Source organism: Oryzihumus sp., assembly GCF_054325275.1.
In genome coordinates this window covers 1-25,694 of the sequence record NZ_JBTCWL010000031.1, presented here as the reverse complement: position 1 = coordinate 25,694, position 25,694 = coordinate 1, and the positions used below count along the sequence as shown (strand labels likewise).

The 25,694-nt window shown below is 73.6% G+C and carries 25 protein-coding genes; 24 read left to right on the top strand and 1 reads right to left on the bottom strand.

The genetic code is table 11. From position 1 onward, the window contains the following. The first annotated feature begins 97 nt into the window (after positions 1–97). The 5 genes from aroQ to nusB all read left to right on the top strand — a co-directional run bounded on the left by aroQ (position 98) and on the right by nusB (position 3,714). Complete coding sequence (gene aroQ / locus ACXVGS_RS09970) at positions 98–535, top strand: type II 3-dehydroquinate dehydratase (RefSeq protein ID WP_458528979.1); 438 nt, start codon at positions 98–100, stop codon at positions 533–535. Continuing rightward, positions 532–1,539, top strand: a complete 1,008-nt coding sequence (locus ACXVGS_RS09965; protein ID WP_458536906.1) for a GNAT family N-acetyltransferase — start codon at positions 532–534, stop codon at positions 1,537–1,539. Before aroQ ends, ACXVGS_RS09965 begins: the two co-directional genes overlap by 4 nt. A gap of 84 nt (positions 1,540–1,623) precedes the next feature. Continuing rightward, on the top strand, positions 1,624–2,502 hold the full coding sequence (locus ACXVGS_RS09960; protein WP_458536905.1) for an aldo/keto reductase: 879 nt from the start codon (positions 1,624–1,626) through the stop codon (positions 2,500–2,502). 189 nt (positions 2,503–2,691) lie between these two features. Continuing rightward, a complete protein-coding gene (gene efp, locus ACXVGS_RS09955; RefSeq protein ID WP_141788621.1) occupies positions 2,692–3,252 on the top strand; it encodes an elongation factor P in 561 nt (186 codons plus the stop codon). A 48-nt stretch (positions 3,253–3,300) separates the two neighbouring features. Next, on the top strand, positions 3,301–3,714 hold the full coding sequence (gene nusB / locus ACXVGS_RS09950; protein WP_458536904.1) for a transcription antitermination factor NusB: 414 nt from the start codon (positions 3,301–3,303) through the stop codon (positions 3,712–3,714). A 4-nt stretch (positions 3,715–3,718) separates the two neighbouring features. Here nusB and ACXVGS_RS09945 read toward each other — a convergent pair whose 3' ends face one another. Then, the gene (locus ACXVGS_RS09945; protein ID WP_458532301.1) at positions 3,719–4,207 is read right to left on the bottom strand and encodes a helix-turn-helix domain-containing protein; all 489 of its coding nucleotides are present in this window, start codon (positions 4,205–4,207) and stop codon (positions 3,719–3,721) included. A 146-nt stretch (positions 4,208–4,353) separates the two neighbouring features. On the opposite strand from ACXVGS_RS09945, the gene pyrR reads away from it, so the two are divergent. The 19 genes from pyrR to ACXVGS_RS09850 all read left to right on the top strand — a co-directional run. Then, positions 4,354–4,944: a bifunctional pyr operon transcriptional regulator/uracil phosphoribosyltransferase PyrR gene (gene pyrR, locus ACXVGS_RS09940; protein ID WP_458532300.1), complete on the top strand. Its 591-nt coding sequence runs from the start codon at positions 4,354–4,356 to the stop codon at positions 4,942–4,944. Beyond that, a complete protein-coding gene (locus ACXVGS_RS09935) occupies positions 4,941–5,891 on the top strand; it encodes an aspartate carbamoyltransferase catalytic subunit (protein WP_458530205.1) in 951 nt (316 codons plus the stop codon). Before pyrR ends, ACXVGS_RS09935 begins: the two co-directional genes overlap by 4 nt. Next, positions 5,888–7,174, top strand: a complete 1,287-nt coding sequence (locus ACXVGS_RS09930) for a dihydroorotase (RefSeq protein WP_458532299.1) — start codon at positions 5,888–5,890, stop codon at positions 7,172–7,174. The genes ACXVGS_RS09935 and ACXVGS_RS09930 overlap by 4 nt, the downstream gene beginning before the upstream one ends. Next, positions 7,171–7,806 carry a PH-like domain-containing protein gene (locus ACXVGS_RS09925; protein ID WP_458530207.1) on the top strand — a complete coding sequence of 212 codons (636 nt, stop codon included), beginning with the start codon at positions 7,171–7,173 and terminating at the stop codon, positions 7,804–7,806. The genes ACXVGS_RS09930 and ACXVGS_RS09925 overlap by 4 nt, the downstream gene beginning before the upstream one ends. Next, the gene (gene carA / locus ACXVGS_RS09920) at positions 7,803–8,969 is read left to right on the top strand and encodes a glutamine-hydrolyzing carbamoyl-phosphate synthase small subunit (RefSeq protein ID WP_458530208.1); all 1,167 of its coding nucleotides are present in this window, start codon (positions 7,803–7,805) and stop codon (positions 8,967–8,969) included. Before ACXVGS_RS09925 ends, carA begins: the two co-directional genes overlap by 4 nt. Then, positions 8,969–12,283 (top strand): carbamoyl-phosphate synthase large subunit, encoded by a 3,315-nt coding sequence (carB, locus tag ACXVGS_RS09915; RefSeq protein WP_458536903.1) that lies wholly within the window; start codon positions 8,969–8,971, stop codon positions 12,281–12,283. Before carA ends, carB begins: the two co-directional genes overlap by 1 nt. Next, a complete protein-coding gene (pyrF, locus tag ACXVGS_RS09910) occupies positions 12,280–13,218 on the top strand; it encodes an orotidine-5'-phosphate decarboxylase (RefSeq protein ID WP_458532297.1) in 939 nt (312 codons plus the stop codon). The genes carB and pyrF overlap by 4 nt, the downstream gene beginning before the upstream one ends. A gap of 192 nt (positions 13,219–13,410) precedes the next feature. Further along, the gene (gene mihF / locus ACXVGS_RS09905; protein ID WP_141788611.1) at positions 13,411–13,728 is read left to right on the top strand and encodes an integration host factor, actinobacterial type; all 318 of its coding nucleotides are present in this window, start codon (positions 13,411–13,413) and stop codon (positions 13,726–13,728) included. Positions 13,729–13,757: 29 nt separating this feature from the next. Further along, entirely contained in the window at positions 13,758–14,366 is a 609-nt protein-coding gene (gene gmk / locus ACXVGS_RS09900) for a guanylate kinase (RefSeq protein ID WP_458530211.1), read from the top strand. Positions 14,367–14,368: 2 nt separating this feature from the next. Beyond that, positions 14,369–14,632, top strand: a complete 264-nt coding sequence (gene rpoZ, locus ACXVGS_RS09895; RefSeq protein ID WP_141788609.1) for a DNA-directed RNA polymerase subunit omega — start codon at positions 14,369–14,371, stop codon at positions 14,630–14,632. Between the two features lie 32 nt (positions 14,633–14,664). Next, positions 14,665–15,951 carry a bifunctional phosphopantothenoylcysteine decarboxylase/phosphopantothenate synthase gene (locus ACXVGS_RS09890; protein ID WP_458530212.1) on the top strand — a complete coding sequence of 429 codons (1,287 nt, stop codon included), beginning with the start codon at positions 14,665–14,667 and terminating at the stop codon, positions 15,949–15,951. 59 nt (positions 15,952–16,010) lie between these two features. Continuing rightward, entirely contained in the window at positions 16,011–17,222 is a 1,212-nt protein-coding gene (gene metK / locus ACXVGS_RS09885) for a methionine adenosyltransferase (protein WP_458530213.1), read from the top strand. Positions 17,223–17,347: 125 nt separating this feature from the next. Next, positions 17,348–19,513, top strand: a complete 2,166-nt coding sequence (locus ACXVGS_RS09880; RefSeq protein ID WP_458532295.1) for a primosomal protein N' — start codon at positions 17,348–17,350, stop codon at positions 19,511–19,513. 1 nt (position 19,514) lies between these two features. Beyond that, positions 19,515–20,630, top strand: a complete 1,116-nt coding sequence (locus ACXVGS_RS09875) for a winged helix DNA-binding domain-containing protein (RefSeq protein ID WP_458533745.1) — start codon at positions 19,515–19,517, stop codon at positions 20,628–20,630. Positions 20,631–20,756: 126 nt separating this feature from the next. Further along, the gene (locus ACXVGS_RS09870; RefSeq protein ID WP_458536902.1) at positions 20,757–22,193 is read left to right on the top strand and encodes a M1 family metallopeptidase; all 1,437 of its coding nucleotides are present in this window, start codon (positions 20,757–20,759) and stop codon (positions 22,191–22,193) included. A gap of 26 nt (positions 22,194–22,219) precedes the next feature. Further along, entirely contained in the window at positions 22,220–22,864 is a 645-nt protein-coding gene (locus ACXVGS_RS09865) for an HAD family hydrolase (RefSeq protein WP_458532293.1), read from the top strand. A 45-nt stretch (positions 22,865–22,909) separates the two neighbouring features. Then, positions 22,910–23,455, top strand: a complete 546-nt coding sequence (gene def, locus ACXVGS_RS09860) for a peptide deformylase (RefSeq protein ID WP_141788602.1) — start codon at positions 22,910–22,912, stop codon at positions 23,453–23,455. A gap of 4 nt (positions 23,456–23,459) precedes the next feature. After that, on the top strand, positions 23,460–24,392 hold the full coding sequence (gene fmt / locus ACXVGS_RS09855) for a methionyl-tRNA formyltransferase (RefSeq protein WP_458536901.1): 933 nt from the start codon (positions 23,460–23,462) through the stop codon (positions 24,390–24,392). Then, positions 24,385–25,694, top strand: a 1,310-nt coding sequence (locus ACXVGS_RS09850; RefSeq protein WP_458536900.1) for an RsmB/NOP family class I SAM-dependent RNA methyltransferase, incomplete at its 3' end; no start/stop codon positions are given. The genes fmt and ACXVGS_RS09850, both read left to right, overlap by 8 nt.

Below are 25,694 nucleotides of genomic sequence, written 5' to 3'. Positions count from 1 at the left end.
CGGAGAATGTCTGGCTGTGGGCCCTTTCACATGAATTCATCGCCTCGATCTGCTTTTCCCTGAATGCGCATTCTTGGGCTTCTCCTAGAATTCCCGCATGACCTCTCGCGTGCTCGTGCTGAATGGCCCCAACCTCAACCGCCTGGGCACCCGCGAGCCCGAGGTCTACGGCAGCGAGTCCCTCGCCGACGTCGAGCACGCGGTGCGCAACCTGGGGACCGAGCTCGGCCTCGAGGTCGACTTCCGCCAGACCAACGACGAGTCGCAGCTCATCGGCTGGGTGCATGAGGCCGTCGACGCGGGGGTGGACGTGGTGCTCAACCCGGCGGCGTTCACGCACTACTCCTATGCGCTGCGTGACGCCTGCGCCCTCATCACCTCCGCCGGTCGGCGCCTCGTCGAGGTCCACCTGTCCAACCCCGCGGCCCGCGAGGAGTTCCGGCACACCTCGGTCGTGGCCGGCGTGGCCACGGGGACGGTCGCCGGGTTCGGCACCGGGTCCTACCTGCTTGCGCTCCACGCCCTGGCCCGATGAGCGTCCCGACGCTGCGCACCGCGCGGCTGCGGCTGGAGCCGCTCGACCCGGGCCGGCACGCCGCAGCCCTGCACGAGCTGTATGCCGCGCCGGAGTTCGCTGCCCACCTCGCCTCGGGGGCGCACGCCACGGTGCAGGACAAGGCCGACTACCTGCGCGTGTTCGAGGACCTGCCCCCGGGGCTCGGCGGCTGGGTCGCGCAGCTGGTCGACGGCTCCGCCGACCCCGGCCGGGTGGTCGGCCGGTTCTCCCTGCGCCCGTGGAAGCACGCCGCCCCGGCCGACCCGCCCGAGGTCGGCTGGTTCCTGGCCGTCGACCAGTGGGGCCGCGGGCTCGCCGCCGAGGGCATGCGCGCGGTGCTGCGGTATGCCGCGTGGCAGCTGCGCCTGCCGACGGTCCTGGCACTGGTCCGCCACGACAACGACCGCAGCCGCGTCCTGGCGCAGCGCCTCGGGGGCGTGGTGACCGGGCAGGGCAGCTGGTACGGCTCCGAGCCGTCGCTGCGCTACGACATCGCCCTGCCGGTGGTGCGTGAGGGCCGGCCGGCGGACCGCGACGCGGTCATCGACCTGTGGCAGCGCGCGGCCCGCCGTCCAGACGGGACCCCGGCGCCGTTCATCGACGAGGAGATCGCCGAGGGCAAGCTGGCGCACGGCATCCGCCGACTCGCCCACGTCGGCGACACCCTGGTCGGCATGGCCATCGGCCAGCAGGCGGTGCAGGGCGTCGGCGTCGGCGACGAGCCGCCGGTGCCCGGCCTGCTGCACGTCTCCCTCGTCGCCACCGAGCCCGCCCGCGAGGGCTGGGGCATCGGCTCGGCACTCCTCACGGACGTCCTCGACCGTGGCCGGGCTCAGGGCTTCGACCGCGCGCAGCTGTGGGTGCTCGAGGACAACCCGCGGGCCCGCGGGATCTACGAGCGGTTCGGCTTCACCGTCACGCCGGCGCACACCCGCGTCGACGAGGCGGGGGAGCGGGTGCTGCGCTACGAGCTCCGGCTCTGAGGCCGCGGACCGCCGGTCGTCCCGGAGGAGGGGGGTCCTGACAGGGTCTCCTCAGATCCACGCCGGATGTCTACGGTCGCTGACATGGACACGCTGACCCTGAACAACGACGTCGCCATGCCCGCCCTCGGGCTGGGGGTCTTCCAGACACCGCCCGACGAGACCCGGGCAGCCGTGGAGGCGGCGCTGCGCACCGGCTACCGGCACGTCGACACCGCCGCGGCGTACGGCAACGAGCGCGAGGTCGGCGAGGCCATCCACGCCAGTGGGCTGGCCCGCGACGACGTCTTCATCGAGACGAAGATCTGGATCAGCGACTACGGCTACGACGAGACGCTGCACGGCTTCGAGAAGAGCGCCGCCAAGCTCGGCGTCGAGAAGGTCGACCTGCTGATCCTGCACCAGGCACTGCCCTCGGCCTTCGACAGGACGGTGGAGGCGTACCGCGCGCTCGAGAGGCTGCTGGACGAGGGCAGGGTGCGCGCTATCGGGGTCAGCAACTTCATGGTCGACCACCTCACCACGCTGCTCGAGAAGTCGACGGTCGTGCCGGCGGTCAACCAGATCGAGGTCCATCCCTACTTCCAGCAGCGGGGGGTCCAGGCGTTCGGCGTCGAGCACGGCATCCTGACCCAGGCGTGGTCGCCCATCGGTGGCATCACCTTCTACCGCGACGGCAGCCACGGCAGCACGCTCGACGACCCGGTGATCGGCGAGATCGCTGGCGCGCATGGCAAGTCGGCCGCGCAGGTGATGTTGCGCTGGCACCTGCAGCGGGGCCGCTCGGTCATCCCGAAGTCGACCAGGCCGCACCGCATCGCGGAGAACATCGACGTCTTCGACTTCGTGCTGAGCGAGGACGAGCTGGCCGCCGTGGACGGTCTCGACACCGGCCGGCGCGGCGGACCGGAGCCGACCGACATCACCCTGGAAAGGTTCGGCCGTCCGATCCCCGAAGCCTGACGCGCCTCCGCCCGCTCCGTATCCCCTGCCGGCATGGTGGCCGGAGCGAGGTCACCGGCCGCCGCCGCGTGCGGGCCGGTGCCGGGGTGCCCGCTAGACTGACCGGGATCCCGACCTGACCTCACGGGCGCCCGCCTGCGCTGACTGACCCGCGCACCCGGCGGCCCGTCATACGAAAGAGAACCGCGCGTGGCTTCGACCAACGACCTCAAGAACGGCATGGTGCTCAACATCGACGGACAGCTGTGGTCCGTCGTGGAGTTCCAGCACGTCAAGCCGGGCAAGGGCCCGGCCTTCGTGCGCACCAAGCTCAAGGCCGTGCTCTCCGGCAAGGTCGTCGACAAGACGTTCAACGCCGGCACCAAGGTCGAGACCGCCAACGTCGACAAGCGCGACATGCAGTACCTGTACAAGGACGGCAGCGACTTCGTCTTCATGGACGGCTCGACCTACGACCAGATCCACGTCTCCGAGGACATCGTGGGCAAGTCGGCCGACTTCATGCTGGAGAACCAGGAGGCGATCGTCGCCACCCACGACGGCGTGCCGCTCTACGTCGAGCTGCCGGCCTCCGTGGTCCTGGAGATCACCTACACCGAGCCGGGCCTGCAGGGCGACCGTTCCACCGGTGGCACCAAGCCGGCCACGCTGGAGACCGGCGCGCAGATCGCCGTCCCGCTCTTCCTCGAGACCGGCACCAAGGTCAAGGTGGACACCCGCGACGGGTCCTACCTCGGCCGCGTCAACTGACGCCAGCACCCGACCGGCCCTGACCGCACCACCGAAAGCAGCCCCCTGATGTCCGCCCGCAGCAAGGCCCGCAAGCGCGCCCTCGACATCCTCTTCGAGGCCGAGCAGCGCGGGATCAACGTCGAGTCCCTGCTCGCCGAGCGCCTCGCCCACCCCGGCACCGAGGCGCCGCTGAACGAGTACACCGTCGAGCTGGTGCAGGGCGTGGTGCGCAAGTGGGTGGCGATCAACGAGCTGCTCGCGACCTACAGCCAGGGCTGGACGATCGAGCGGATGCCCGCGGTCGACCGGGCCATCCTGCGGATCGGCGCGTTCGAGGTGCTCTACGCCGACGACGTGCCCGACGCGGTGGCGATCTCCGAGGCGGTCGCGCTGGCGAAGAGCCTGTCCACCGACGACTCGCCGACGTTCGTCAACGGGCTGCTCGCGCGGATCGCGGAGGTCAAGCCGACGCTGGTCTGAGCGCTCAGCTGCTCACGCGGGAGGCTGGGGTGTCCACCAGGACGCCCCAGCCTCTCAGCATCTCCAGCATCCGTGCGGTGCCGACCTGGTGGATCGAGGCCAGCGCGCGCAGGTCCTCCTCGGTCAGCGGCAGATCGGGGGAGTCCTCCCCGCGCTGGGTGCGCAGCGTCGCGGCATACCGCTCCAGCGCCTGCGTCGGCTCGCCCTGCAGGCGGGCCAGGGCGCGCAGGTCCAGCCCGTATGCCGTGTCCGGCACCGCGCCCGGCACCCCGCCGCCGTCGGGCAGCAGCGCGGCGAGGGCCACCCCGTAGAAGCGGGCGAGCTCGGCCAGCCGCTCGACCGTCACCGCCCGGTCTCCGCGCTCCCAGGAGCCCACGACGACGGCCTTGAACCGCCCCTCGGACCGGTCCTGCACAGCCTGCAGCGACAGTCCCTGCTGGGTGCGCACCGACCGCAGCCGTGCCCCCAGCACCCGCGCGAAGTCCGACGCCACGTCGCCGACCCTACCGCCGGGACGCGCCGGTCCCGCGGTGCCGGTGGCCCGGGTCGGTCCGCGTCCGGGCGGACGGGTACGCTGTGCGGCGACCGACATCCTTTAACGACCCGTCCCGTGAGGCGGGGAAGGAGGTCCTGACGCTGATGCGTCCTGACTTTGGCGTACCCCCGCAGGCCGCGTCCGCCGACGCCGCCGCCCCCCGAGTGGTGATGAGCGAGGCCGACGTCTCGCGGGCCCTGCGCCGCATCGCCCACGAGATCCTCGAGCGGAACAAGGGCGCGCAGTCCCTGGTCGTGCTCGGCATCCCCACGCGTGGCGTGGCCCTGGCCCGCCGCCTCGTGAAGGTCATGGCCGAGGTCGAGGGGCGTGAGGTCCCCGTCGGCGCGCTCGATGTGACGATGTACCGCGACGACCTGCGCCGCAACCCCACCCGCGCGGTGGAGCACACCGACATCCCGGCGCCCGGCATCGACGGGCGGACGGTGGTGCTCGTCGACGACGTGCTCTTCTCCGGCCGCACCGTCCGGGCCGCCCTGGACGCCCTGTCCGACCTGGGCCGGCCGCAGGCCGTGCGCCTCGCGGTGCTGGTCGACCGCGGGCACCGCGACCTGCCGATCCGCGCCGACTTCGTGGGCAAGAACCTGCCGACCTCCAGCAGCGAGCGGGTCAGCGTGCGCCTGGCCGAGCACGACGGCACCGACGAGGTCCTGATCAGTGGGGGTGAGCGCCGATGAGGCACCTGCTGTCCATGCGCGACCTCGACCGCGACGGCGTGCTGTCCATCCTGGACACCGCCGCCTCGATGCACGACGTGCAGCGGCGCGAGGTCAAGAAGCTGCCCACCCTGCGCGGACGCACGGTGGTCAACCTGTTCTTCGAGGACTCCACCCGGACCCGCTCCTCGTTCGAGATCGCGGGCAAGTGGCTCTCGGCCGACGTCATCAACATCTCCGGCAAGGGCTCCTCCACCAGCAAGGGCGAGTCGCTGCGCGACACCGTGCTCACCGTGGCCGCGATGGGGGTCGACGGCCTGGTCATCCGCCACGGTGCCAGCGGCGCCGCCGCGCAGGTCTCGCAGTGGGTCGACGCGGCGGTGGTCAACGCCGGCGACGGCACCCACGAGCACCCCACGCAGGCCCTGCTCGACGCCTACACGATGCGCGCGCGCCTCGGCGACCTCGACGGCCGCCACGTCGCGATCGTCGGCGACCTGACCCACTCGCGGGTCCTGCGCAGCAACCTCATCTGCCTGCGCACCCTCGGCGCGCGGGTCACCGTCGTCGCCCCGCCGACCCTCATGCCCAGCGGCATCGCCACGTGGGCCGCCACGGACGGCTTCGAGACGGCCTACGACCTCGACGAGGTCCTGCCGCACGTCGACGCGGTGATGATGCTGCGGGTGCAGCGCGAGCGGATGAGCGGCGGCTACTTCCCGACGGCGCGGGAGTACACCGTCGGCTACGGCCTGACCCGGGAGCGCCTGGCCCGCCTGCCCGAGCACGCGGTCATCTGCCACCCCGGGCCGATGAACCGTGGCCTGGAGATCGCCGCCGACGCCGCCGACGCGGCCCAGTCCCTGATCCTCGACCAGGTCTCCGCCGGCGTGGCCGTGCGGATGTCGGTCCTCTACCACTTGCTGGCCTCCTCGGGTGCCGGCACCGCCGAAGGGAGCGTGGCGTGAGCCTGCTGATCAAGGGCGCCGACCTGGCGGGCGCCGGCGCTGGTGACCTGCTCGTCCGTGACGGGGTCATCGTCGAGGCCGGCACGGTCAGCGCGCCGGCCGACGCGGAGGTCATCGACGCAGACGGCCTGGTCGCCCTGCCCGGTCTGGTCGACCTGCACACGCACCTGCGCGAGCCCGGCCGCGAGGACGCCGAGACCATCGCCAGCGGCTCGGCCGCGGCGGCGGTCGGCGGCTACACCGCGGTGCTCGCCATGGCCAACACCTCGCCGGTCACCGACACCGCGGAGGCGGCCGAGCGGGTCGCCGAGCTCGGGCAGCGTGCCGGGCTGGTCGACGTGCAGCCGGTCGGCGCCGTCACCAAGGGCCTGGCCGGCGAGGAGCTCGCCGAGCTCGGCCTCATGGCCCGCAGCCGGGCCCGGGTGCGGGTGTTCTCCGACGACGGCCGCTGCGTCGCCGACGCCCGCGTGATGCGCCGCGCCCTGGAGTACGTCAAGGCCTTCGGCGGGGTCGTGTCCCAGCACTCCCAGGACCCGCGCCTGGCCGGCCCCGACGCCTGCTGCCACGAGGGTGAGCTCTCCGGCCGGCTCGGCCTGCCCGGCTGGCCCGCCGTCGCCGAGGAGAGCATCGTAGCGCGCGACGTGATGCTGGCCCGGCACACCGGCTCGCGCGTCCACGTCGCCCACGCCTCCACCGCCGGCACCGTCGAGGTGCTGCGCTGGGCCAAGGCGCAGGGCATCGCGGTGACCGCCGAGGTCACCCCGCACCACCTGGTGCTGACCACCGACCTGCTCGCCGGCTACGACCCGACGTTCAAGGTCAACCCGCCGCTGCGCCCGGCCGAGGACGTCGAGGCGCTGCGCGAGGCGCTGGCCGACGGCACCATCGACGCGGTCGCCACCGACCACGCCCCGCACGCCCGGCACGACAAGGAGCACGCCTTCGTCGACGCCGCCTTCGGGATGCTCGGCCTGGAGACCGCGCTGTCGGTCGTCAGCGACGTCATGGTGCGCTCCGGCCGGCTGGACTGGGCCGGGGTGGCCCGCGTCATGTCGGTCAGCCCGGCCCGCATCGCCGGCCTGTCCGGCCATGGCCGACCGCTCGCCGTCGGCGAGCCGGCCAACCTCACCCTTGTCGACCCCGACGCCACGGTCACCATCGACCGGCAGGCGTCCCACTCGCTGTCCCGCAACAACCCCTGGCATGGTCGCACCTTCACCGGCGCGGTCCACGGCACGGTGCTGCGGGGCCGCCCCACGGTGCTGAAGGGAGCCCTGGCATGACCCGCCTGCAGGCAGTGGGGGTGCTGCTGATCGTCCTCGGGGTGGTCTACGCCCTGATGTACCTCGGGTGGCTGCGCCGTGCGCGCCGTCACCAGTCCGCGGCGGTCGCCGCCGCGACGGGGACGCCGCTGGCCACCTACCGCGCCCCCGATCCGGTCCAGCGCGACGCCACGGGCGAGATCCCCGTGATCCCCGCGCCGCCGGAGGAGGACGCGCCGACGTTGATGTCGCTGGAGGAGACCGGCCAGTTCGAGCTGCCGATGGCGATCGACGACTGGGCCCGCGCCGAGGGCACCTACGTCAGCACCACCATCGCCGTCTCCCGCCTCGAGCGGGTCAACGCGGCCGGGCTCGGCGCGAAGTCCGAGGCGACGATGATCGTCGACGGCGCCGGCGTGCGCTGGGAGCGCCAGGGCGCGGTGCCGGTCCACGTCGAGCGGCACACCGTCACCGCGGTGCGCCTCGACCGGGGCATGGCCGGCAAGTTCGTCGGGCAGAACCGCCTGGTCGTCGTCTCCTGGCGCGCCCCGGACGGGCAGATCTACGACACCGGGTTCCTGCCCCGCTACAAGACCGACACCGACGCGCTGATCGAGGCCGTGAACCGGCTGATCGAGGACGGAGACCTGTGAACCCCCATCCCGACCTGCTCGAGCGCGAGCCCGCGATCCTCGTCCTGGAGGACGGACGCGCCTTCCGTGGCGACGCCTACGGCGCGGTGGGCGAGACCGTCGGCGAGGCGGTCTTCTCCACCGGCATGACCGGCTACCAGGAGACGCTCACGGACCCGAGCTACCACCGGCAGGTGGTCGTCATGACCGCCCCGCACGTCGGCAACACCGGCGTCAATGACGAGGACCCCGAGTCCCGGCGCATCTGGGTCGCCGGCTACGTGGTGCGCGACCCCGCGGTGCGCCCGTCGAGCTGGCGCTCGCAGCGCACCCTCGAGGACGAGCTCACGGCGCAGGGCGTCGTCGGCATCAGCGGCATCGACACCCGGGCGCTGACCCGCCACCTGCGCGAGCGGGGCGCGATGCGGGTCGGGGTCTTCTCCGGCGCCGCCGCCCGCGAGCCGCACGAGCAGCTGCTGGAGCGCGTCCGCACCGCCCCGCAGATGAGCGGCGCGGCCCTCGCCGGCGAGGTCACGACCACCGAGCCCTACGTCGTCCCGGCGGTGGGGGAGAAGCGGTTCACCGTCGCGGCCCTCGACCTCGGGATCAAGGCGATGACCCCGGCGCTCATGGCGCAGCAGGGGATCGAGGTGCACGTGCTGCCGGCCACGGCGACCTTCGAGCAGGTGCAGGCGCTGTCCCCGGACGGCGTCTTCTTCTCCAACGGGCCCGGTGACCCCGCCAGCGCCGAGCACGAGGTCACCCTGCTGCGGCAGGTCCTCGACGCGCGGATCCCGTTCTTCGGCATCTGCTTCGGCAACCAGCTGCTCGGCCGCGCCCTCGGCTTCGGCACCTACAAGCTCAAGTACGGCCACCGCGGGATCAACCAGCCGGTCATCGACCGCACCACCGGCAAGGTGGAGATCACCGCCCACAACCACGGCTTCGCCGTGGACGCACCGCTGGACGGCGCGGTCGCCGCCCCCGGCAACCCGGCATACGGGCGGGTGCAGGTCTCCCACGTCTGCCTCAACGACGACGTCGTCGAGGGCCTGGAGTGCCTGGACCTGCCGGCTTACTCGGTGCAGTACCACCCCGAGGCGGCGGCCGGCCCGCACGACGCCGGCTACCTGTTCGACCGCTTCGTCCAGCTCATGACTGCCAGCAAGGAAGGTCGCGCCTGATGCCCCGCCGCACTGACATCAACAGCGTCCTGGTCATCGGGTCCGGCCCGATCGTCATCGGCCAGGCCTGCGAGTTCGACTACTCCGGCACCCAGGCCTGCCGCGTCCTGCGCGAGGAGGGGATCCGGGTCATCCTGGTCAACTCCAACCCGGCGACGATCATGACCGACCCGGAGTTCGCCGACGCGACCTACGTCGAGCCGATCACCCCCGAGGTCATCGAGACGATCATCGCCAAGGAGCGCCCGGACGCGGTGCTGGCCACCCTCGGCGGGCAGACGGCGCTCAACGCCGCGATCGCGTTGCACGAGAACGGTGTCCTGGAGAAGTACAACTGCCCGCTCATCGGAGCCAACGTCGAGGCGATCCAGCTCGGCGAGGACCGCCAGGCGTTCAAGGGCGTCGTCGAGCGCTGCGGCGCCGAGGTGGCCAGGTCGGTGATCGCGCACACGATGGAGGAGTGCCTCGCGGCCGCCGAGGAGCTCGGCTACCCCATGGTCGTGCGCCCGTCCTTCACCATGGGCGGTCTCGGCTCCGGCTTCGCCCACGACGAGGAGGACCTGCGCCGTATCGCGGGTGCCGGCCTGCACGACAGCCCCACCACCGAGGTGCTCCTGGAGGAGTCCATCCTCGGCTGGAAGGAGTACGAGCTCGAGGTCATGCGCGACCACGCCGACAACGTCGTGGTCGTCTGCTCGATCGAGAACCTCGACCCGATGGGCGTGCACACCGGCGACTCGATCACCGTCGCCCCCGCGCTGACGCTGACCGACCGCGAGTACCAGCGGCTGCGCGACATCGGCATCAAGGTCATCCGCGAGGTCGGCGTCGACACCGGCGGCTGCAACATCCAGTTCGCGGTCAACCCGGCCGACGGCCGCATCATCGTCATCGAGATGAACCCGCGGGTGTCGCGCTCCTCGGCGCTGGCGTCCAAGGCGACCGGCTTCCCGATCGCCAAGATCGCCGCGAAGATGGCCGTCGGCTACACCCTCGACGAGGTGCCCAACGACATCACCCGCGAGACGCCGGCGAGCTTCGAGCCGACCCTGGACTACGTCGTGGTCAAGGTGCCGCGGTTCGCGTTCGAGAAGTTCCCCGCCGCCGACCCGACGCTGACCACGACGATGAAGTCGGTCGGTGAGGCGATGGCCATCGGGCGCAACTTCACCGAGGCGCTGCAGAAGGCGCTGCGGTCGATGGAGCGCAAGGGCTCCACCTTCCACTGGCGCGCGGACGAGGCGCCGAGCAAGGAGCAGGCCCGCGCGCTGCTGGACCAGGCCCGCACCCCCACCGACGGCCGGATCGTCCTGGTGCAGCAGGCGCTGCGCGGCGGGCTGAGCGTCGAGCAGGTGCACGAGGCGACCGGCATCGACCCGTGGTTCCTGGACCAGATGCAGCTCATCAACCAGGTCGCCGGGACCATCGCGGCGGCCGACCAGCTGACCCCGCGGCTGCTGCGCCTCGCCAAGCGGCACGGCTTCTCCGACGCCCAGCTGGCCGAGCTCACCGGCATGCCCGAGGCCGTGGTCCGCGGCGTGCGGCACGCCCTCGGGGTGCGTCCGGTCTACAAGACCGTCGACACCTGCGCGGCGGAGTTCGCGGCGCAGACGCCCTACCACTACAGCTCCTACGACGAGGAGACCGAGGTGCAGCCGCGCGAGCGGCCCGCGGTGATCATCCTCGGCTCGGGGCCCAACCGGATCGGCCAGGGCGTGGAGTTCGACTACTCCTGCGTCCACGCCAGCTTCGCGCTGCGCGACCACGGCTTCGACACGGTCATGGTCAACTGCAACCCCGAGACGGTCTCCACGGACTACGACACCTCCAGCCGGCTGTACTTCGAGCCGCTCACCCTGGAGGACGTGCTCGAGGTGGTCCACGCCGAACGGCAGGCCGGCCCGGTCGCCGGCGTGGTGGTGCAGCTCGGCGGGCAGACCCCGCTCGGCCTGGCCCAGGCGCTCAAGGACGAGGGCGTGCCGGTGGTCGGCACCTCCCCGGAGGCGATCCACCTCGCCGAGGACCGCGGTGCCTTCGGCCGGGTGCTGCACGAGGCGCAGCTGCCCGCTCCCCGCCACGGCACGGCATACAGCGCCGAGGAGGCCATCGAGGTGGCCCGGGAGATCGGCTACCCGGTCCTGGTCCGGCCCTCCTACGTCCTCGGCGGCCGCGGCATGGAGATCGTGTACGACGACGAGACGCTCGCGGGCTACGTCACCCGCGCGACGCACGCCTCCCCGGAGCACCCGGTGCTGGTCGACCGGTTCCTCGACGAGGCCATCGAGATCGACGTCGACGCGCTCTACGACGGCCACGAGATGTACCTCGGCGGGATCATGGAGCACATCGAGGAGGCCGGCATCCACTCCGGTGACTCGGCGTGCGTGCTGCCGCCGGTGACCCTCGGGCCCGAGGAGCTCAACCGGGTGCGCGAGTCCACGCTCAAGCTGGCGCAGGGCATCGGGGTCAAGGGCCTGATGAACGTGCAGTTCGCGCTGGCCCAGGACGTCCTCTACGTGCTCGAGGCCAACCCGCGAGCCAGCCGCACGGTGCCATTCGTGGCCAAGGCCACCGGCGTCCCGCTGGCGCGCGCCGCGGCCCGGGTCATGCTCGGTGCCTCGATCGCCGAGCTGCGCGCGGAGGGGATGCTTCCGCCCGAGGGCGACGGCGGCCGGATGCCGGCCCACGCGCCGATGGCCGTCAAGGAGGCGGTGCTGCCGTTCAAGCGGTTCCGCACCCGTGAGGGCCAGGTGGTCGACAGCCTGCTCGGGCCGGAGATGCGCTCCACCGGTGAGGTCATGGGCATCGACGCCGACTTCGGTGCGGCGTTCGCCAAGAGCCAGCTCGGCTCGATCAGCGGCCTGCCGCGCAAGGGCACGATCTTCGTCTCCGTGGCCAACCGCGACAAGCGGGGCATGATCTTCCCGGTCAAGCGCCTGGCCGACCTCGGGTTCGACCTCATCGCCACCGCGGGCACCGCAGATGTGTTGCGTCGCAACGGGATCCACGCCGAGGTCGTGCGCAAGCACAGCCAGGGGCAGGGCACCGACGGTGAGCCGACCATCGTCGACCGGATCCTGGCCGGCGAGGTGGGCATGGTGGTCAACACTCCTTCGGGCCGGGACGCCCGGGCCGACGGCTACGCGATCCGTGCGGCGACGACGAGCATGGACCGCCCGATCATCACCACCGTGCAGCAGCTGGCCGCGGCGGTGCAGGGCATCGAGGCCCAGATGGCCGGGCCGGTGCGGGTCAAGTCGCTTCAGGACCACGCCCGTGACCTGGACCTCTACGGCCGCGGGACGCGCGCATGATCTCCGGCGGGGGAGCGGAGGCGGCCGCCGAGGTGGCCGCCGACCTCGCCGCGTCCCGGCTGGTGCCGGACGCTCCTCGCAACGCCCCGGCGCCGACGGCGTTCGGTGCGCGGCTGCGTGCCGCGATGGACGACCGCGGGCCGCTGTGCGTGGGGATCGACCCGCACGACGCCTTGCTCGCCGCGTGGGGCCTGCCCTCCACCGTCGCCGGGCTGGAGCGCTTCGCGGCCACGTGCGTCGAGGCGTTCGCCGGTCGGGTCGCCTGCGTCAAGCCGCAGTCGGCGTTCTTCGAGCGGTTCGGCTCGGCGGGCGTCGCGGTGCTCGAGCGCACCCTCGCCGACCTGCGCGAGGCCGGGACGCTGTCGCTGCTCGACGCCAAGCGCGGTGACATCGGCTCGACCATGGCCGCCTACGCCCAGGCCTACCTCGGCGAGGGCAGTCCGCTGCGGGCCGACGCCGTGACGCTGAGCCCGTTCCTGGGCTACGAGTCGCTGCGCCCGGCCCTTGACCAGGCGGCCGCCACGGGCCGGGGCGTGTTCGTCCTGGCGCTGACCTCCAACCCCGAGGGCGCGAGCGTCCAGCACGCCATGCTGGACCGGCGCAGCGTCGCCGGCCGGGTCGTCGACGGGGTCACCGCGGACAACGCCGGGGCCCACCCGCTGGGCAGCGTCGGCATGGTCGTCGGCGCCACCGTCGGCGCGGCCGTGCAGGAGCTGGCCCTCGACCTGGCGTCGGCCAACGCCCCGCTCCTGGCGCCCGGCGTGGGCGCCCAGGGGGGCACCGCCGAGAACCTGCGGGCCGTCTTCGGCAAGGCGCTGGGCAACGTCCTGGCCAGCAGCAGCCGCGAGGTCCTCGGGGCCGGTCCGGACGTCGCGGCACTGGCCGCGGCGGCGCGCGATACGGCCGAGAGGCTGGCAGGCGACCTGCGCGGCTGAGCCGCTCCGACGTGAGGTGTCTCGCACCGCCCGCGGGTCCATTACCTGATGGCCCCGCGGGCGGGGCACACACCCCCTCGTTGCAGGTCACGGGCCGCTTCGCTAGGTTCCTGACCACCCGTTGCCGCCCGGCCAGAGCCAGTTGCGGCAGCTGTCATGGACATCCGAGACCACCCCCCCGAGGAGACTGACGTGGCCCTTCCCCCGCTCACGCCGGAACAACGCGCCGAGGCCCTCGAGAAGGCCGCCAAGGCACGCCGGGAGCGTGCGGCCGTCAAGAACCGCCTCAAGTACGCCCAGGGCTCCCTGTCCGAGGTCATCGCCGACGGCAAGAAGGACGACATCGTCGGCAAGATGAAGGTCTCGGCCCTGCTGGAGTCGATGCCCGGCGTCGGCCGCGTGCGCGCCCGCCAGATCATGGAGGAGGTCGGCATCTCCGAGAGCCGCCGCGTCCGTGGCCTGGGCGCCAACCAGATCGCGGCGCTGCTCGAGCGCTTCGAGCAGTCCTGAGCCTGACGGCTCGACCCGACACCGCACCGATGACGGAGCACAGCAGCCGGCTGGTCGTCCTGGCCGGACCCACCGCGGTGGGCAAGGGGACAGTGGCCGCCTACGTGCGCGAGCACTTCCCCGAGGTGTGGCTGTCGGTGTCGATGACGACCCGCGCCCCGCGGCCCGGTGAGGTCGACGGCGTGCACTACCACTTCGTCGACGACGCCGAGTTCGAGCGGCTGCGCGAGGCCGGTGAGTTCCTCGAGTGGGCCATCGTCCACGGCCGGGCCAAGTACGGCACGCCGCGGCGCCCCGTGGAGGAGGCGATCGCGGCGGGTCGGCCGGCGATGCTGGAGATCGACCTGCAGGGCGCGCGCCAGGTGCGCCAGACGATGCCCGAGGCGCTGTTCGTCTTCCTCGAGCCGCCGAGCTGGGACGAGCTGGTGCGCCGGCTCGTCGGCCGCGGCACCGAGTCCGAGGAGGAGCGCGAGGTCCGGCTGACCACGGCGCGGCACGAGCTGGCCGCCGCCCGCGAGTTCGACGTCATCATCACCAACGACGAGGTTCGGCACGCGAGCGAGGAACTCGTATCATTGATGCGATCCACCGCTTCGACCGGATCCCCCGCACCTCACCCCCGACGAAACGAGAACTGACCGTGTCCGGAACCGTTGCTGCCCCCGAGGGCATCACCAACCCGCCGATCGACGACCTGCTCGAGGCTGCTGACTCCAAGTACGCCCTGGTCATCTACTCGGCCAAGCGCGCCCGGCAGATCAACGCCTACTACTCCCAGCTCTCCGAGGGCCTGCTGGAGTACGTCGGCCCGCTCGTCGAGACGCAGGTCCACGAGAAGCCGCTGTCGATCGCGCTGCGCGAGATCAACGACGGCCTGCTCACCTCCCAGCCCACCGAGGGCTGAGCACCCCCGTCCCCGGTCGGCAGGAGCGCCGCGTGCGAGTAGTCCTGGGCGTCAGCGGCGGGATCGCCGCCTACAAGGCGTGCCTGCTGCTGCGCCTGCTGACCGAGAGCGGCCACGACGTCACCGTCGTGCCGACCGCGGCCGCGCTGGAGTTCGTCGGTGCCCCCACCTGGGCGGCGCTGTCGGGCAAGCCGGTCGCGACCGACGTGTGGAGCAACGTCCACGAGGTGCCGCACGTGCGGCTCGGCCAGCAGGCCGACCTCGTGGTCGTCGCGCCGGCCACCGCCGACCTGCTCGCGCGGGCGGCGCACGGCCTGGCCGACGACCTGCTGACCAACACGCTGCTTACCGCGCGCTGCCCGGTGGTGCTCGCCCCGGCGATGCACACGGAGATGTGGGAGCACGCGGCCACCCGCGCCAACGTCGCGACGCTGCGCTCGCGTGGGGTCCACGTCATCGAGCCCGCCTCCGGGCGGCTCACCGGCGCCGACACCGGCCCGGGCCGGCTGCCCGAGCCGGAGGACATCTTCGCCGTATGCCGTGAGCTGCTGTCCGCGGGCCGCGGCGCCACGGCAGCCGTCCCCGACGCGGGGGACCTGCCCGCGACCGGCGCGGCGGCGTCGGACCGCCCGCTGGCGGGTCGGCGGGTCGTGGTCAGCGCCGGGGGCACGCGGGAGCCGATCGACCCGGTGCGCTTCCTGGGCAACCGGTCCTCGGGCAAGCAGGGCTTCGCCATCGCCGCCGTCGCCGCGGCCCGGGGGGCGGAGGTCACCCTGGTCGCCGCCAACGCCGACCTGCCGGTGCCCGCCGGCGTGTCCGTCGTACCCGTCGGGACGGTCCTGGAGCTGCGCGAGGCGGTGACCACCGCGGCCAAGGAGGCCGACGTGGTCATCATGGCCGCCGCGCCCGCCGACTTCCGCCCGGCGCACTACTCGGGGTCCAAGATCAAGAAGTCGCACGACCCCGACGTGCCCGGCGGCGACGAGTCGGCGCCGGTGATCGAGCTGGTCCGCAACCCCGACGTCCTCGCCGACCTGGTGCAGGCCCGCGGGTCGGCGCCCTCGCCGCTCATCGTCGGCTTCGCCGCCGAGACCGGAGACGAGTCCGGCACCGTGATGGACCACGCCCGGGCCAAGCTCGAGCGCAAGGGCTGCGACCTGCTCGTCGTCAACGAGGTCGGCCCCGGCAAGGTGTTCGGCCAGGACGACAACACCGTGCACATCCTCCAGCGCGACGGCTCCGCACCCGTGGTGGCCGGCCCCGCGCCCAAGGAGGCCGTGGCGGCCACGCTCTGGGACGTCATCCAGTCCCGTCTGTAGTGCGGGTTAGACTCCGCCAACCGTCAGCCAGCAGCCGCTGCACCAAGGAGAGAAATTACGTGTCACGCCTCTTCACCTCCGAGTCCGTCACCGAGGGTCACCCCGACAAGATCTGCGACCAGATCAGTGACGGGATCCTCGACGCGATGCTCGCGCAGGACAAGAACGCCCGCGTCGCCGTCGAGACCATGGTGACCACGGGCCTGGTGCACGTCGCCGGGGAGGTCAGCACCACCGGCTGGGTCGACATCCCCAGCATCGTGCGCGACACCATCGTCGGCATCGGCTACGACTCCTCGCTCAAGGGCTTCGACGGCCGCTCCTGCGGGGTGTCCATCTCCATCGGGCAGCAGTCGCCCGACATCGCCCAGGGCGTCGACACCGCCCACGAGAACCGCACTGGCGGCGTCGACCCGCTCGACAAGCAGGGCGCGGGTGACCAGGGCTTGATGTTCGGCTACGCCTGCGAGGACACCCCCGAGCTCATGCCGCTGCCGATCTTCCTCGCGCACCGGCTCTCCGAGCGCCTCAGCACCGTGCGCAAGTCCGGTGAGCTGGCCTACCTGCGCCCCGACGGCAAGACCCAGGTGACGATCGGCTACGACGGCGACCGGGCGGTCAGGCTCGACACCGTGGTCCTCTCGACCCAGCACGCCGGCGACGTGTCCCTCGAGGGCATGCTCGAGCCCGACATCGCAGCCCACGTCATCAAGCCGGTCCTTGACGAGCTCGTCGCCGCCGGCACCGACCTGGACGTGTCCGACTACCGCATGCTCATCAACCCCACCGGCCGGTTCGAGATCGGCGGCCCGATGGGCGACGCGGGCCTGACCGGCCGCAAGATCATCGTCGACACCTACGGCGGCATGGCCCGCCACGGCGGTGGCGCCTTCTCCGGCAAGGACCCGAGCAAGGTGGACCGCTCCGCGGCCTACGCCATGCGCTGGGTGGCCAAGAACGTCGTCGCGGCCGGCCTGGCCAAGCGCTGCGAGGTCCAGGTCGCCTACGCCATCGGCAAGGCCCAGCCGGTCGGCCTCTACGTCGAGACCTTCGGCACCGAGACCGTGCCGCTCGACAAGATCCAGCGCGCGATCGACTCGACCTTCGACCTGCGCCCCGCCGCGATCATCGACGAGCTCGACCTGCTGCGCCCGATCTACCAGCCCACCGCGGCCTACGGCCACTTCGGCCGCACCTCGGCCCCGGGCCTGGAGGGCGGCTTCACCTGGGAGCGCACCGACCGCGTCGAGAAGCTCCGCGCCGCGGTCTGACCCGCACCGGGCACCCGCTGCCCCCGTCCCGCCACCGCGGGCCGGGGGCAGCGCCGTTCCCGGGGTCGGGCCGGCACGGGCATGGCGCGTCCGGGGGCGTCGGCACCGTGCGGTAGAAGTGCCGTATGACGAGTGAGGGCGCCGCGGGTCCGCCGGCTGCGGGGGAGCAGCTGGAGCTCGTGCGCGCCGGCGCGCGCCGCAAGCCCGCGGCGCGCGCGGCTGAGGGCCTGGCCGAGGTCGACCCGGTCGCGCTGGTCGCCGTGGAGGTGGGCCTGCCCCACCTCGACCGCCCGTTCGAATACTCCGTGCCCGCCTCCCTGGCCGAGACCGCCCTGGCAGGGGTGCGGGTCAAGGTGCGCTTCGCCGGGCAGGACGTCGACGGCTTCGTGCTGGAGCGCCGGGCGCAGGCCGAGCACGCCGGCCGGCTCGCCCCGCTGCGCAAGGTGGTCAGCCCCGAGCCCGTGCTGACCCCGGCGACGCTCGCGCTGTGCCGGGCCGTGGCCGACCGCTACGCCGGCACCCTCGAGGACGTCCTGCGCCTGGCGGTGCCGCCCCGGCACGCCACCGCGGAGAAGGCCCTGGCCGCCGAGCCCCCGGCGACCGACCCCCTGCCCGCTCCCGACCCCGTGCCGTGGGAGGCCTACCCGGCCGGGCCGTCCCTGCTGCGGCGCATCGCCGAGGGCCAGGCGCCCGCGGCCTCGTGGCTGGCGACCCCCACCAGCGACCCCGCACGGGACTGGCCGGCAGCCCTCGCGGTCGCCGCGGCCACGGCGCTGTCGGCCGGTCGTGGGGCGCTGCTCGTCGTGCCCGACCACCGCGACGTCGACCGGGTCGACGCTGCCCTGAAGACGGTGCTCGGCCCGGGCCGGCACGTGCGGCTCACCGCCGACCAGGGCCCGCAGGCGCGATACACCGCGTGGCTGAAGGTGCTGCGCGGGCACGTGCGCGTCGTCGTCGGCACGCGGGCCGCGACGTTCGCCCCGGTGCGCGACCTTGGCCTGGTGGCCTGGTGGGACGACGGCGACGACCTGCACGACGAGCCGCGGGCGCCCTACCCGCACGTGCGCGAGGTGCTGCTGGCCCGCGCCCGGCTCGAGGGCACGGCGGTGCTCTCCGGCGGGTTCACCCGCTCCGTGGCGGTGCAGCAGCTCGTCGAGGCGGGCAGCCTGCGACCGGTCGTGGGGGCTCCTGCCGACCTGCGGCGTGCGGCACCCCGGGTGCAGGTCGCCGGGGAGGGCTCCGACCTCGAGCGCGACCCCGCGGCGGCCGCGGCACATCTGCCCTCAGCCGCCTGGCGGGCCGCCAAGGCCGCGCTCGAGCGCGGCCCGGTGCTCATCCAGGTGCCCCGCCGCGGATACGTCCCCTCACTGTCCTGCCAGACCTGCCGGATGCCCGCCCGCTGCAGTCACTGCCACGGGCCGCTGGCGCTCGTGGCCGCGGATGCGCCTCCGGTGTGCCGGTGGTGCGGCAAGGGTGTGCAGGCTTTCGACTGCCCCCACTGCCACGGCCGCACGGTCCGGGCCGGGGTCGTCGGCGCCCGGCGCACAGCCGAGGAGCTCGGGCGCGCGTTCGCCGGCGTGCCCGTGCACACCTCCGGCGCCGGCGACGTGCTCGCGTCCGTGGCCGGCCGGCCGAGCCTGGTCATCGCCACGCCCGGCGCCGAGCCGGTGGCCGAGGGCGGCTACGCCGCCACCCTGCTGCTGGACGCGTGGGCGCTGCTCGACCGCCCCTCCCTGGACGCCGCCCAGGAGGCCGAGCGCCGCTGGCTGGCCGCCGCGGCGCTGACCCGCGGCGCGGCCGACGGAGGCCTGGTCGTGCTCTGCGGGGCGCCGCTGCACACCACGCTCCCGGCGATCGAGGCGCTGGTGCGCTGGGACCCGGCGTGGTTCGCCGCCCGCGAGCTGGCCGAGCGTCGCGAGCTGCGGCTGCCGCCGACCGTGGCCATGGCCCAGCTCGTCGCGAGCCGCCGTGCGCTGGCCGACGCGCTCGAGCACACCAGCCTGCCCGAGGGGGTCGAACGACTCGGACCGCTGCCGGCCTCGGTGGGTGGCCCTGCCGCCGGGGCCGCCCGGCGCGGTCGCGGTCCGGCGCCCGCCCGGCCCGGCGGCTCGGCGCGGGCCGGCGAGACGGACGCCGTGGCACGGGAGCGGATGCAGCTGCTCGTGCGCGGCCCGCTGGCCGACGGTCCCGCGCTGGCGTCGGCGATGGCTGCGCTCAAGGCGGTGCGCAGCGCGCGCAAGGAGAAGGAGTCCGTGACCGTGCGGATGGACCCGAGCGAAGGGATCGGCTGACATGGGTGGGGCAGCCGGCAGGACGAGCCGTCCGGTGGGCGTCCACGCGGCGTCGGCGGTGCACCGGCGACGGCTGGCCGCCCAGCAGCTCAGCGGGCCGGCCGCCAGTTCGGCCGAGGCCGTCGTGGAGCGGCTGCTGGCGGTGCAGGGGCAGGACCCCCGGGGCGCCCGGCTGGCGGTGCGGGCCCGCGCCGCCGGGGTGAGCGCGGCCGACGTCGACGCGGGGCTGACCGACCGGCGTTCCCTGGTCGTCACCTGGCTCAACCGCGGCACGCTCCACCTGGTCCAGGCGCAGGACTACTGGTGGCTGCACCCGCTGACGACGCCGCAGCTGGCCACGGGCAACCGCACCCGGCTGCGCCAGGAGGGTGTGTCCGCGGCCCAGGCCGAGCGGGGCGTCGAGGTCGTGGCCGAGCAGGTCGCGATGCACGGCCCCCGCACCCGCGCCGAGCTGCGCGACGCCCTCGACGCCGCCGGCGTGCCCACCGCGGGGCAGGCGCTCATCCACGTCCTGGTCGCCGCGACGCTGGCCGGCCACGTGGTGCGGGGGCCGGTCCGCGGGGCCGAGCAGTGCTTCGTGTCCGTCGAGCAGTGGCTGGGCCCGGCGCCGGCCCCGCTGGAGCGCGGTGAGGCGCTGGCGCTGCTGGCCCGGCGCTACCTCGTCGGGCACGCCCCGGCGGATGCCCGCGACCTGGCCAAGTGGGCCGGCATCACGCTGGGCGACGCCCGGCGCGGGCTGGCAGCGATCGCCGACGAGGTGGTCGAGGACACGGAGGGCCTGGTCGACCTCTCCAGGCGGCAGGTCGGCAGCGAGCCGGAGCCGCCGCCCGGCCCGCGGCTGCTCGGGTCCTTCGACCCGGTCCTGCACGGCTGGGTGTCGCGCGCCGACGTCGTGGGGGAGCACCGCGGCATCGTCACCACCAACGGGCTGTTCCGGCCGTTCGCGATGGTGGGCGGGCGCGCCGTGGCGCTGTGGAGCCTGAGCGCCGGCACGGTGACGATCCGCCCGCTGGAGCCGGTGCGCCGGGCCGACCTGGCCGAGCTGGGGACCGACGCGGCGCGGGTGCTGGGCTACCTCGGCCTGCCCGAGCGGCCGCCGGTCATCGACGCCGGTTGAGCCTCGCCTTCCCGGACGCGGGGCGAAGGGCCCGGGCCCGGGTCTGGCTCCGGCGTAGCCTCGTGGGCGGAGTCATGGGCGCCGGCGCCGGAGGGGTCGGGTCACCTGGGACGGGGAGGGCATGCCATGAAGCACCGCCACCTGACGATCGGCGCGGGGGCGGTGGCCCTTGCCGTGGCTGCCGGGTCCGCCGTCGCCGCGGCACCGGCGGGCGCCGCGGCGAGCGGCGGGACCGTCGCGATGCGCGGGACCACGTTCACCCCCGGGGCCGCCGGGCTGGGCGACCCCTACTTCCCGCTGGCCGGCAACGGCGGCTACGACGCCCGGCACTACGACCTGCGCCTGGCCTACGACCCGTCGAGCGCCCGGCTGTCCGGCAGCAGCGTGATGCGGGCTCGCGCCACGCAGAACCTCTCCCGGTTTGACCTCGACCTCACCGGCCTGGCCGTGTCCGGGGTGACGGTGGACGGGCGCACGGCGCAGGCCCGCCGGGATGGTCAGGAGCTGGTCATCACCCCGGCCGCGGGGATCCGCTCCGGGCACACGTTCTCCGTCGAGGTGCAGTACGCCGGGGTGCCCCGGGTCATCACCGACGCCGACGGGTCGATCGAGGGATGGGTCCGCACGGCCGACGGCGCGTTCGTCGTGGGGGAGCCGGTCGGCTCCATGTCCTGGTTCCCGTCCAGCAACGCACCGTCGGACAAGGCGTCCTTCGACCTGCGCATGAGCGTGCCCACGGGCATCTCGGTGTGGGGCAACGGCGTCCTGCGGTCGCACGACACCAGCGCCGGGAGGACGACGTACTGGTGGCACCAGCCCCAGCCGATCCCGACCTACCTGGTCACGGCCACCCTCGGTCGCTTCGACCAGCGCACCGGCCGGACCGCGCACGGCCTGCCGGTCTACCTGGCGGTGGACCCGTCGGTGACGGGCTCGCCGTGGACCACGCTCCAGCGCAGCGCGGAGATCACCGACTGGGAGACCACGCAGTTCGGGCGCTACCCGTTCTCGGCCAGCGGCGGGGTCGTCGACAACGCGCGGTCGGTGGGCTACGCCCTCGAGACCGCCACCAAGCCGATGTATGACCGGGCACCGGACCTCCTGACGGTCGTGCACGAGCTGGGACACCAGTGGTTCGGCGACTCGGTGACGCCCCGCCTGTGGAAGGACATCTGGCTCAACGAGGGCTTCGCGACGTACGTCGAGTGGCTCTGGACCGAGCGCCACGGGGGCCTCACGGCGGACGTGCAGCTCAAGACGCTGCTCGCGAAGTACCCCGCCTCCGACCCCTTCTGGAAGATCCCCCCGGCCAACCCCGGCGGCCCGGCGGACCTGTTCTCCACCCCGGTCTACGAGCGCGGCGCGATGGCCTTGGTGGCCCTGCGCCAGCGCATCGGCGACGCGGCCTTCGCCCGGCTGCTGCGGACGTGGGCGGCCCAGCACCGCTACGGGGGGGCGTCCACCGCCGACCTGCTCCAGACCGCCGAGCGGGTCAGCGGCCAGCAGCTCGACGGGCTCTTCGACGCCTGGCTCTACCAGCCGCGCCGGCCCGCGGGCACCTGACCGGGCCATCGCCTAGGGTCGGGAGCGTGGCAGGTCCCGACAAGACGCAGACGGCAGTCGAGGCGGTGGTCTTCGACCTGGGCAACGTGCTGATCCGCTGGCACCCGCACCCGGCGATCGCCCGCGAGGTCGGTCCCGAGCAGGCCAGCGCGTTCCTCGCGGCCGAGGACTTCGACTTCCAGGCGTGGAACTCCCGGCAGGACGCCGGGCGCGGCTGGGTCGAGGCCGAGGCGCTCGCCGTGGCCAGCCACCCGCACTGGGAGCGGGCGATCCGCGCCTACCGGAGGCACTACGAGCACTCGCTGCTGGGGCCGATCGAGGACACCGTGACCGTGCTCGAGGAGCTGCACGGGCACGGCATACCGCTGTTCGCGCTGACCAACTGGTCGGCCGAGCTCTTCCCGCACGCCCGCGAGCGCTTCGGCTTCCTCGACCTGTTCGAGGACATCGTCGTCTCGGGGGACGAGGGGGTGGCCAAGCCCGACCCGAGGATCTTCGCGACCCTGGCCCGACGGGCCGGGCACGAGCTCGCTGCCTGCGTGTTCATCGACGACAGCCCGCGCAACGTCGCCGCCGCCCGGGAGGCCGGGATGGACGCCATCCACTTCACCGACACCGGCCACCTGCGGGGCGACCTGCGCCGGCGTGGCCTCCCGCTCGCGCCCGCATAGACTGGCCCGGCCAGCGTCGCCCCACACCCCCTCAAGGACGTACCCGTGTCGATCAAGGACATCCGCCTGTTCGGTGACCCCGTGCTGCGCACTCCCGCTGCCGAGGTCGTCGACTTCGACAAGGAGCTGCGCCAGCTCGTCAAGGACCTCACGGACACGATGATCGACGCCCCCGGCGCCGGTCTGGCCGCGCCGCAGATCGGCGTCGGGCTGCGGGTGTTCACCTACTACGTCGACGACCAGCTCGGGCACCTGATCAACCCCGACCTGTCGCTGTCGGAGGAGCTGCAGGACGGCGAGGAGGGGTGCCTGTCCTTCCCCGGCATCTACTTCGACACCCCGCGTGCCCTGCGGGTGGTCGCCAAAGGCTTCAACGAGTATGGCGACCCGGTCACCCTCGAGGGCAGCGAGCTCATGGCGCGCTGCATCCAGCACGAGACCGACCACCTCAACGGCATCCTGTTCATCGACCGGATGGACCGCCAGCAACGCAAGCTGGCGATGAAGGCCATCCGCGACGCCGAGTGGGCCGGCCAGGAGGCTCCCACCATCAAGGTCAGCCCGCACGCCACCTTCGGCAAGGGCCTCTGACCGCGTGCGCCTGGTCTTCGCCGGGACCCCCGAGGTCGCCCTGCCCAGCCTCGACGCGCTGGTCGGCTCCTCCCACGAGGTCGTCGCCGTCGTCACCCGCCCCGACGCCCGCGCCGGGCGCGGCCGCACCCTCGTGCCGTCGCCGGTCAAGGAGCGCGCGCTCGAGCTGGGCCTGGAGGTCCTGACCCCGCGCCGGCCGAGCGAGCCGGAGTTCCTCGACCGGCTGCGGGAGATCGCCCCGGACGCGTGCCCGATCGTGGCCTACGGCGGCCTGATCCCGAAGGCTGCGCTGGAGATCCCGGCCCACGGCTGGGTCAACCTGCACTTCTCGCTGCTGCCGGCCTGGCGCGGCGCCGCCCCGGTGCAGCACGCCGTGATGGCCGGCGACGAGGTCACCGGCGCCACGACCTTCCTCCTCGAGGAGGGGCTGGACACCGGCCCCACGTTCGGGGTGATGACCGAGGCCGTCCACCCGGGCGACACCTCCGGCGACCTGCTCGAGCGGCTCGCCCACGCCGGTGCCGGCCTGCTCGTCGCGACGCTCGACGGGCTGGAGGCCGGCGACCTCGAGGCCGTGCCGCAGCCCAGCGAGGGCGTCTCGCTGGCCCCGAAGATCAGCGTGGAGGACGCCCGGGTGCGCTGGGCCACCCCCGCGCTCGCGGTCGACCGGCAGGTGCGCGGCTGCACGCCGGCGCCCGGCGCGTGGACCACCTTCCGCGGCGAGCGGCTCAAGGTGCACCCCGTGACCGTCGCCGCCGACGCGGAGCCGGTGGCCCCCGGGGAGCTGGTGGTCACCAAGCACGAGGTGCTCGTGGGCACCGCCTCCACCCCGGTGCGGCTCGGCACCGTTCAGCCGCACGGCAAGAAGGCCATGGCCGCGGCCGACTGGGCCCGCGGTGTGCGCATCACCTCCGGCGAGACGCTGACCGATGGCTGACCAGGGTCGCTCCGACCAGCCCCGCCGTCCCGACCGTCCGCGCAACCCGCAGCGCCCCCACCGGCCGCAGCAGCGCTCGGTCCAGCGGCCCTCGGAGCGTTCGCGCAGCACCGACCCGGCGCGGCTCGCGGCCTACACCGTGATGCGTGCCGTCGCCGATGGCGCCTACGCCAACCTCGAGCTGCCCAGGGTGCTGCGCGCCAAGGGGGTCCGCGGCCGCGACGCCGGCTTCGCCACCGAGCTGACCTACGGCGCCACGCGGATGCGGGGGCTCTACGACCCCATCATCGCCAGCGCCGCGGGACGCTCCCTGGACAAGGTCGACGACGCCGTCCTCGACACGCTGCGCCTGGGCGCGCACCAGCTGCTCGGCATGCGGGTGCCGGTGCACGCGGCCGTCGACGAGACCGTGGGCCTGGCCCGCAAGGTCAACGGCGCCGGCGCGTCGGGCTTCGTCAACGCCGTCATGCGCCGGATCAGTGAGCGGTCGCTGGAGGAGTGGCTCGCCGTGGTCGCCCCCGAGGGCGGTGACGAGATGGCCCGGCTGGCGGTCGTGCACTCCCACCCCGAGTGGGTCGTGCGCGCGCTGCGGGCCGCACTTCTCGGGCACGGTGCCTCGACCGCCGACACGGTCGACGCCGACCTGGAGGACCTGCTCGTCGCGGACAACGCGCCGCCGAAGGTGTCGCTCGTCGCGCGCCCCGGCCTGGCGACGGTATTCGAGCTCGTCGAGGAGGGCGCCACCGCCTCGACGCTCTCACCGGTCGGGGCCACCCTCGACGCCGGTGACCCCGGCGCCATACCCGCCGTCCGGGAGGGGCGCGCCGCGGTGCAGGACGAGGGCTCCCAGCTGCTCGCCCTGGCCCTGGCCGCCGTGCCCGTGGAGACCGGCTCGGAGCGCCAGCGCTGGCTCGACCTGTGCGCCGGCCCCGGCGGCAAGGCCGCGCTGCTGGCGACGCTCGGGGCGCAGCAGGGCGCGGTGCTGTTCGCCAACGAGGCCAGCGAGCACCGCACCGACCTGGTCCGCCAGACGCTGGCCGCCGCCGTCGACGCCGGCATCGAGGTCATGGTCGGCACCGGTGACGGCCGCGACCTCGGCGAGGAGGAGCCGGAGTCCTTCGACCGGGTGCTCGTCGACGCCCCGTGCACCGGCCTGGGCGCGCTGCGCCGCCGGCCCGAGGCCCGCTGGCGCCGCTCGCCGGCCGACCTGGCCGACCTCGGCGGGCTGCAGCGCGAGCTGCTCGAGTCGGCGATCGCCGCGACCAAGCCCGGCGGGGTCGTCGGCTACGCCACGTGCAGCCC

What these genes read in the sequence shown, in the direction of transcription:
- aroQ (WP_458528979.1), top strand. Translation starts at nt 98, where the DNA reads ATGACCTCTCGCGTGCTCGTGCTGAATGGCCCCAACCTCAACCGCCTG.
- ACXVGS_RS09965 (WP_458536906.1), top strand. Translation starts at nt 532, where the DNA reads ATGAGCGTCCCGACGCTGCGCACCGCGCGGCTGCGGCTGGAGCCGCTC.
- ACXVGS_RS09960 (WP_458536905.1), top strand. Translation starts at nt 1,624, where the DNA reads ATGGACACGCTGACCCTGAACAACGACGTCGCCATGCCCGCCCTCGGG.
- nusB (WP_458536904.1), top strand. Translation starts at nt 3,301, where the DNA reads ATGTCCGCCCGCAGCAAGGCCCGCAAGCGCGCCCTCGACATCCTCTTC.
- pyrR (WP_458532300.1), top strand. Translation starts at nt 4,354, where the DNA reads ATGCGTCCTGACTTTGGCGTACCCCCGCAGGCCGCGTCCGCCGACGCC.
- ACXVGS_RS09935 (WP_458530205.1), top strand. Translation starts at nt 4,941, where the DNA reads ATGAGGCACCTGCTGTCCATGCGCGACCTCGACCGCGACGGCGTGCTG.
- ACXVGS_RS09925 (WP_458530207.1), top strand. Translation starts at nt 7,171, where the DNA reads ATGACCCGCCTGCAGGCAGTGGGGGTGCTGCTGATCGTCCTCGGGGTG.
- carB (WP_458536903.1), top strand. Translation starts at nt 8,969, where the DNA reads ATGCCCCGCCGCACTGACATCAACAGCGTCCTGGTCATCGGGTCCGGC.
- pyrF (WP_458532297.1), top strand. Translation starts at nt 12,280, where the DNA reads ATGATCTCCGGCGGGGGAGCGGAGGCGGCCGCCGAGGTGGCCGCCGAC.
- gmk (WP_458530211.1), top strand. Translation starts at nt 13,758, where the DNA reads ATGACGGAGCACAGCAGCCGGCTGGTCGTCCTGGCCGGACCCACCGCG.
- ACXVGS_RS09880 (WP_458532295.1), top strand. Translation starts at nt 17,348, where the DNA reads ATGACGAGTGAGGGCGCCGCGGGTCCGCCGGCTGCGGGGGAGCAGCTG.
- ACXVGS_RS09875 (WP_458533745.1), top strand. Translation starts at nt 19,515, where the DNA reads ATGGGTGGGGCAGCCGGCAGGACGAGCCGTCCGGTGGGCGTCCACGCG.
- ACXVGS_RS09870 (WP_458536902.1), top strand. Translation starts at nt 20,757, where the DNA reads ATGAAGCACCGCCACCTGACGATCGGCGCGGGGGCGGTGGCCCTTGCC.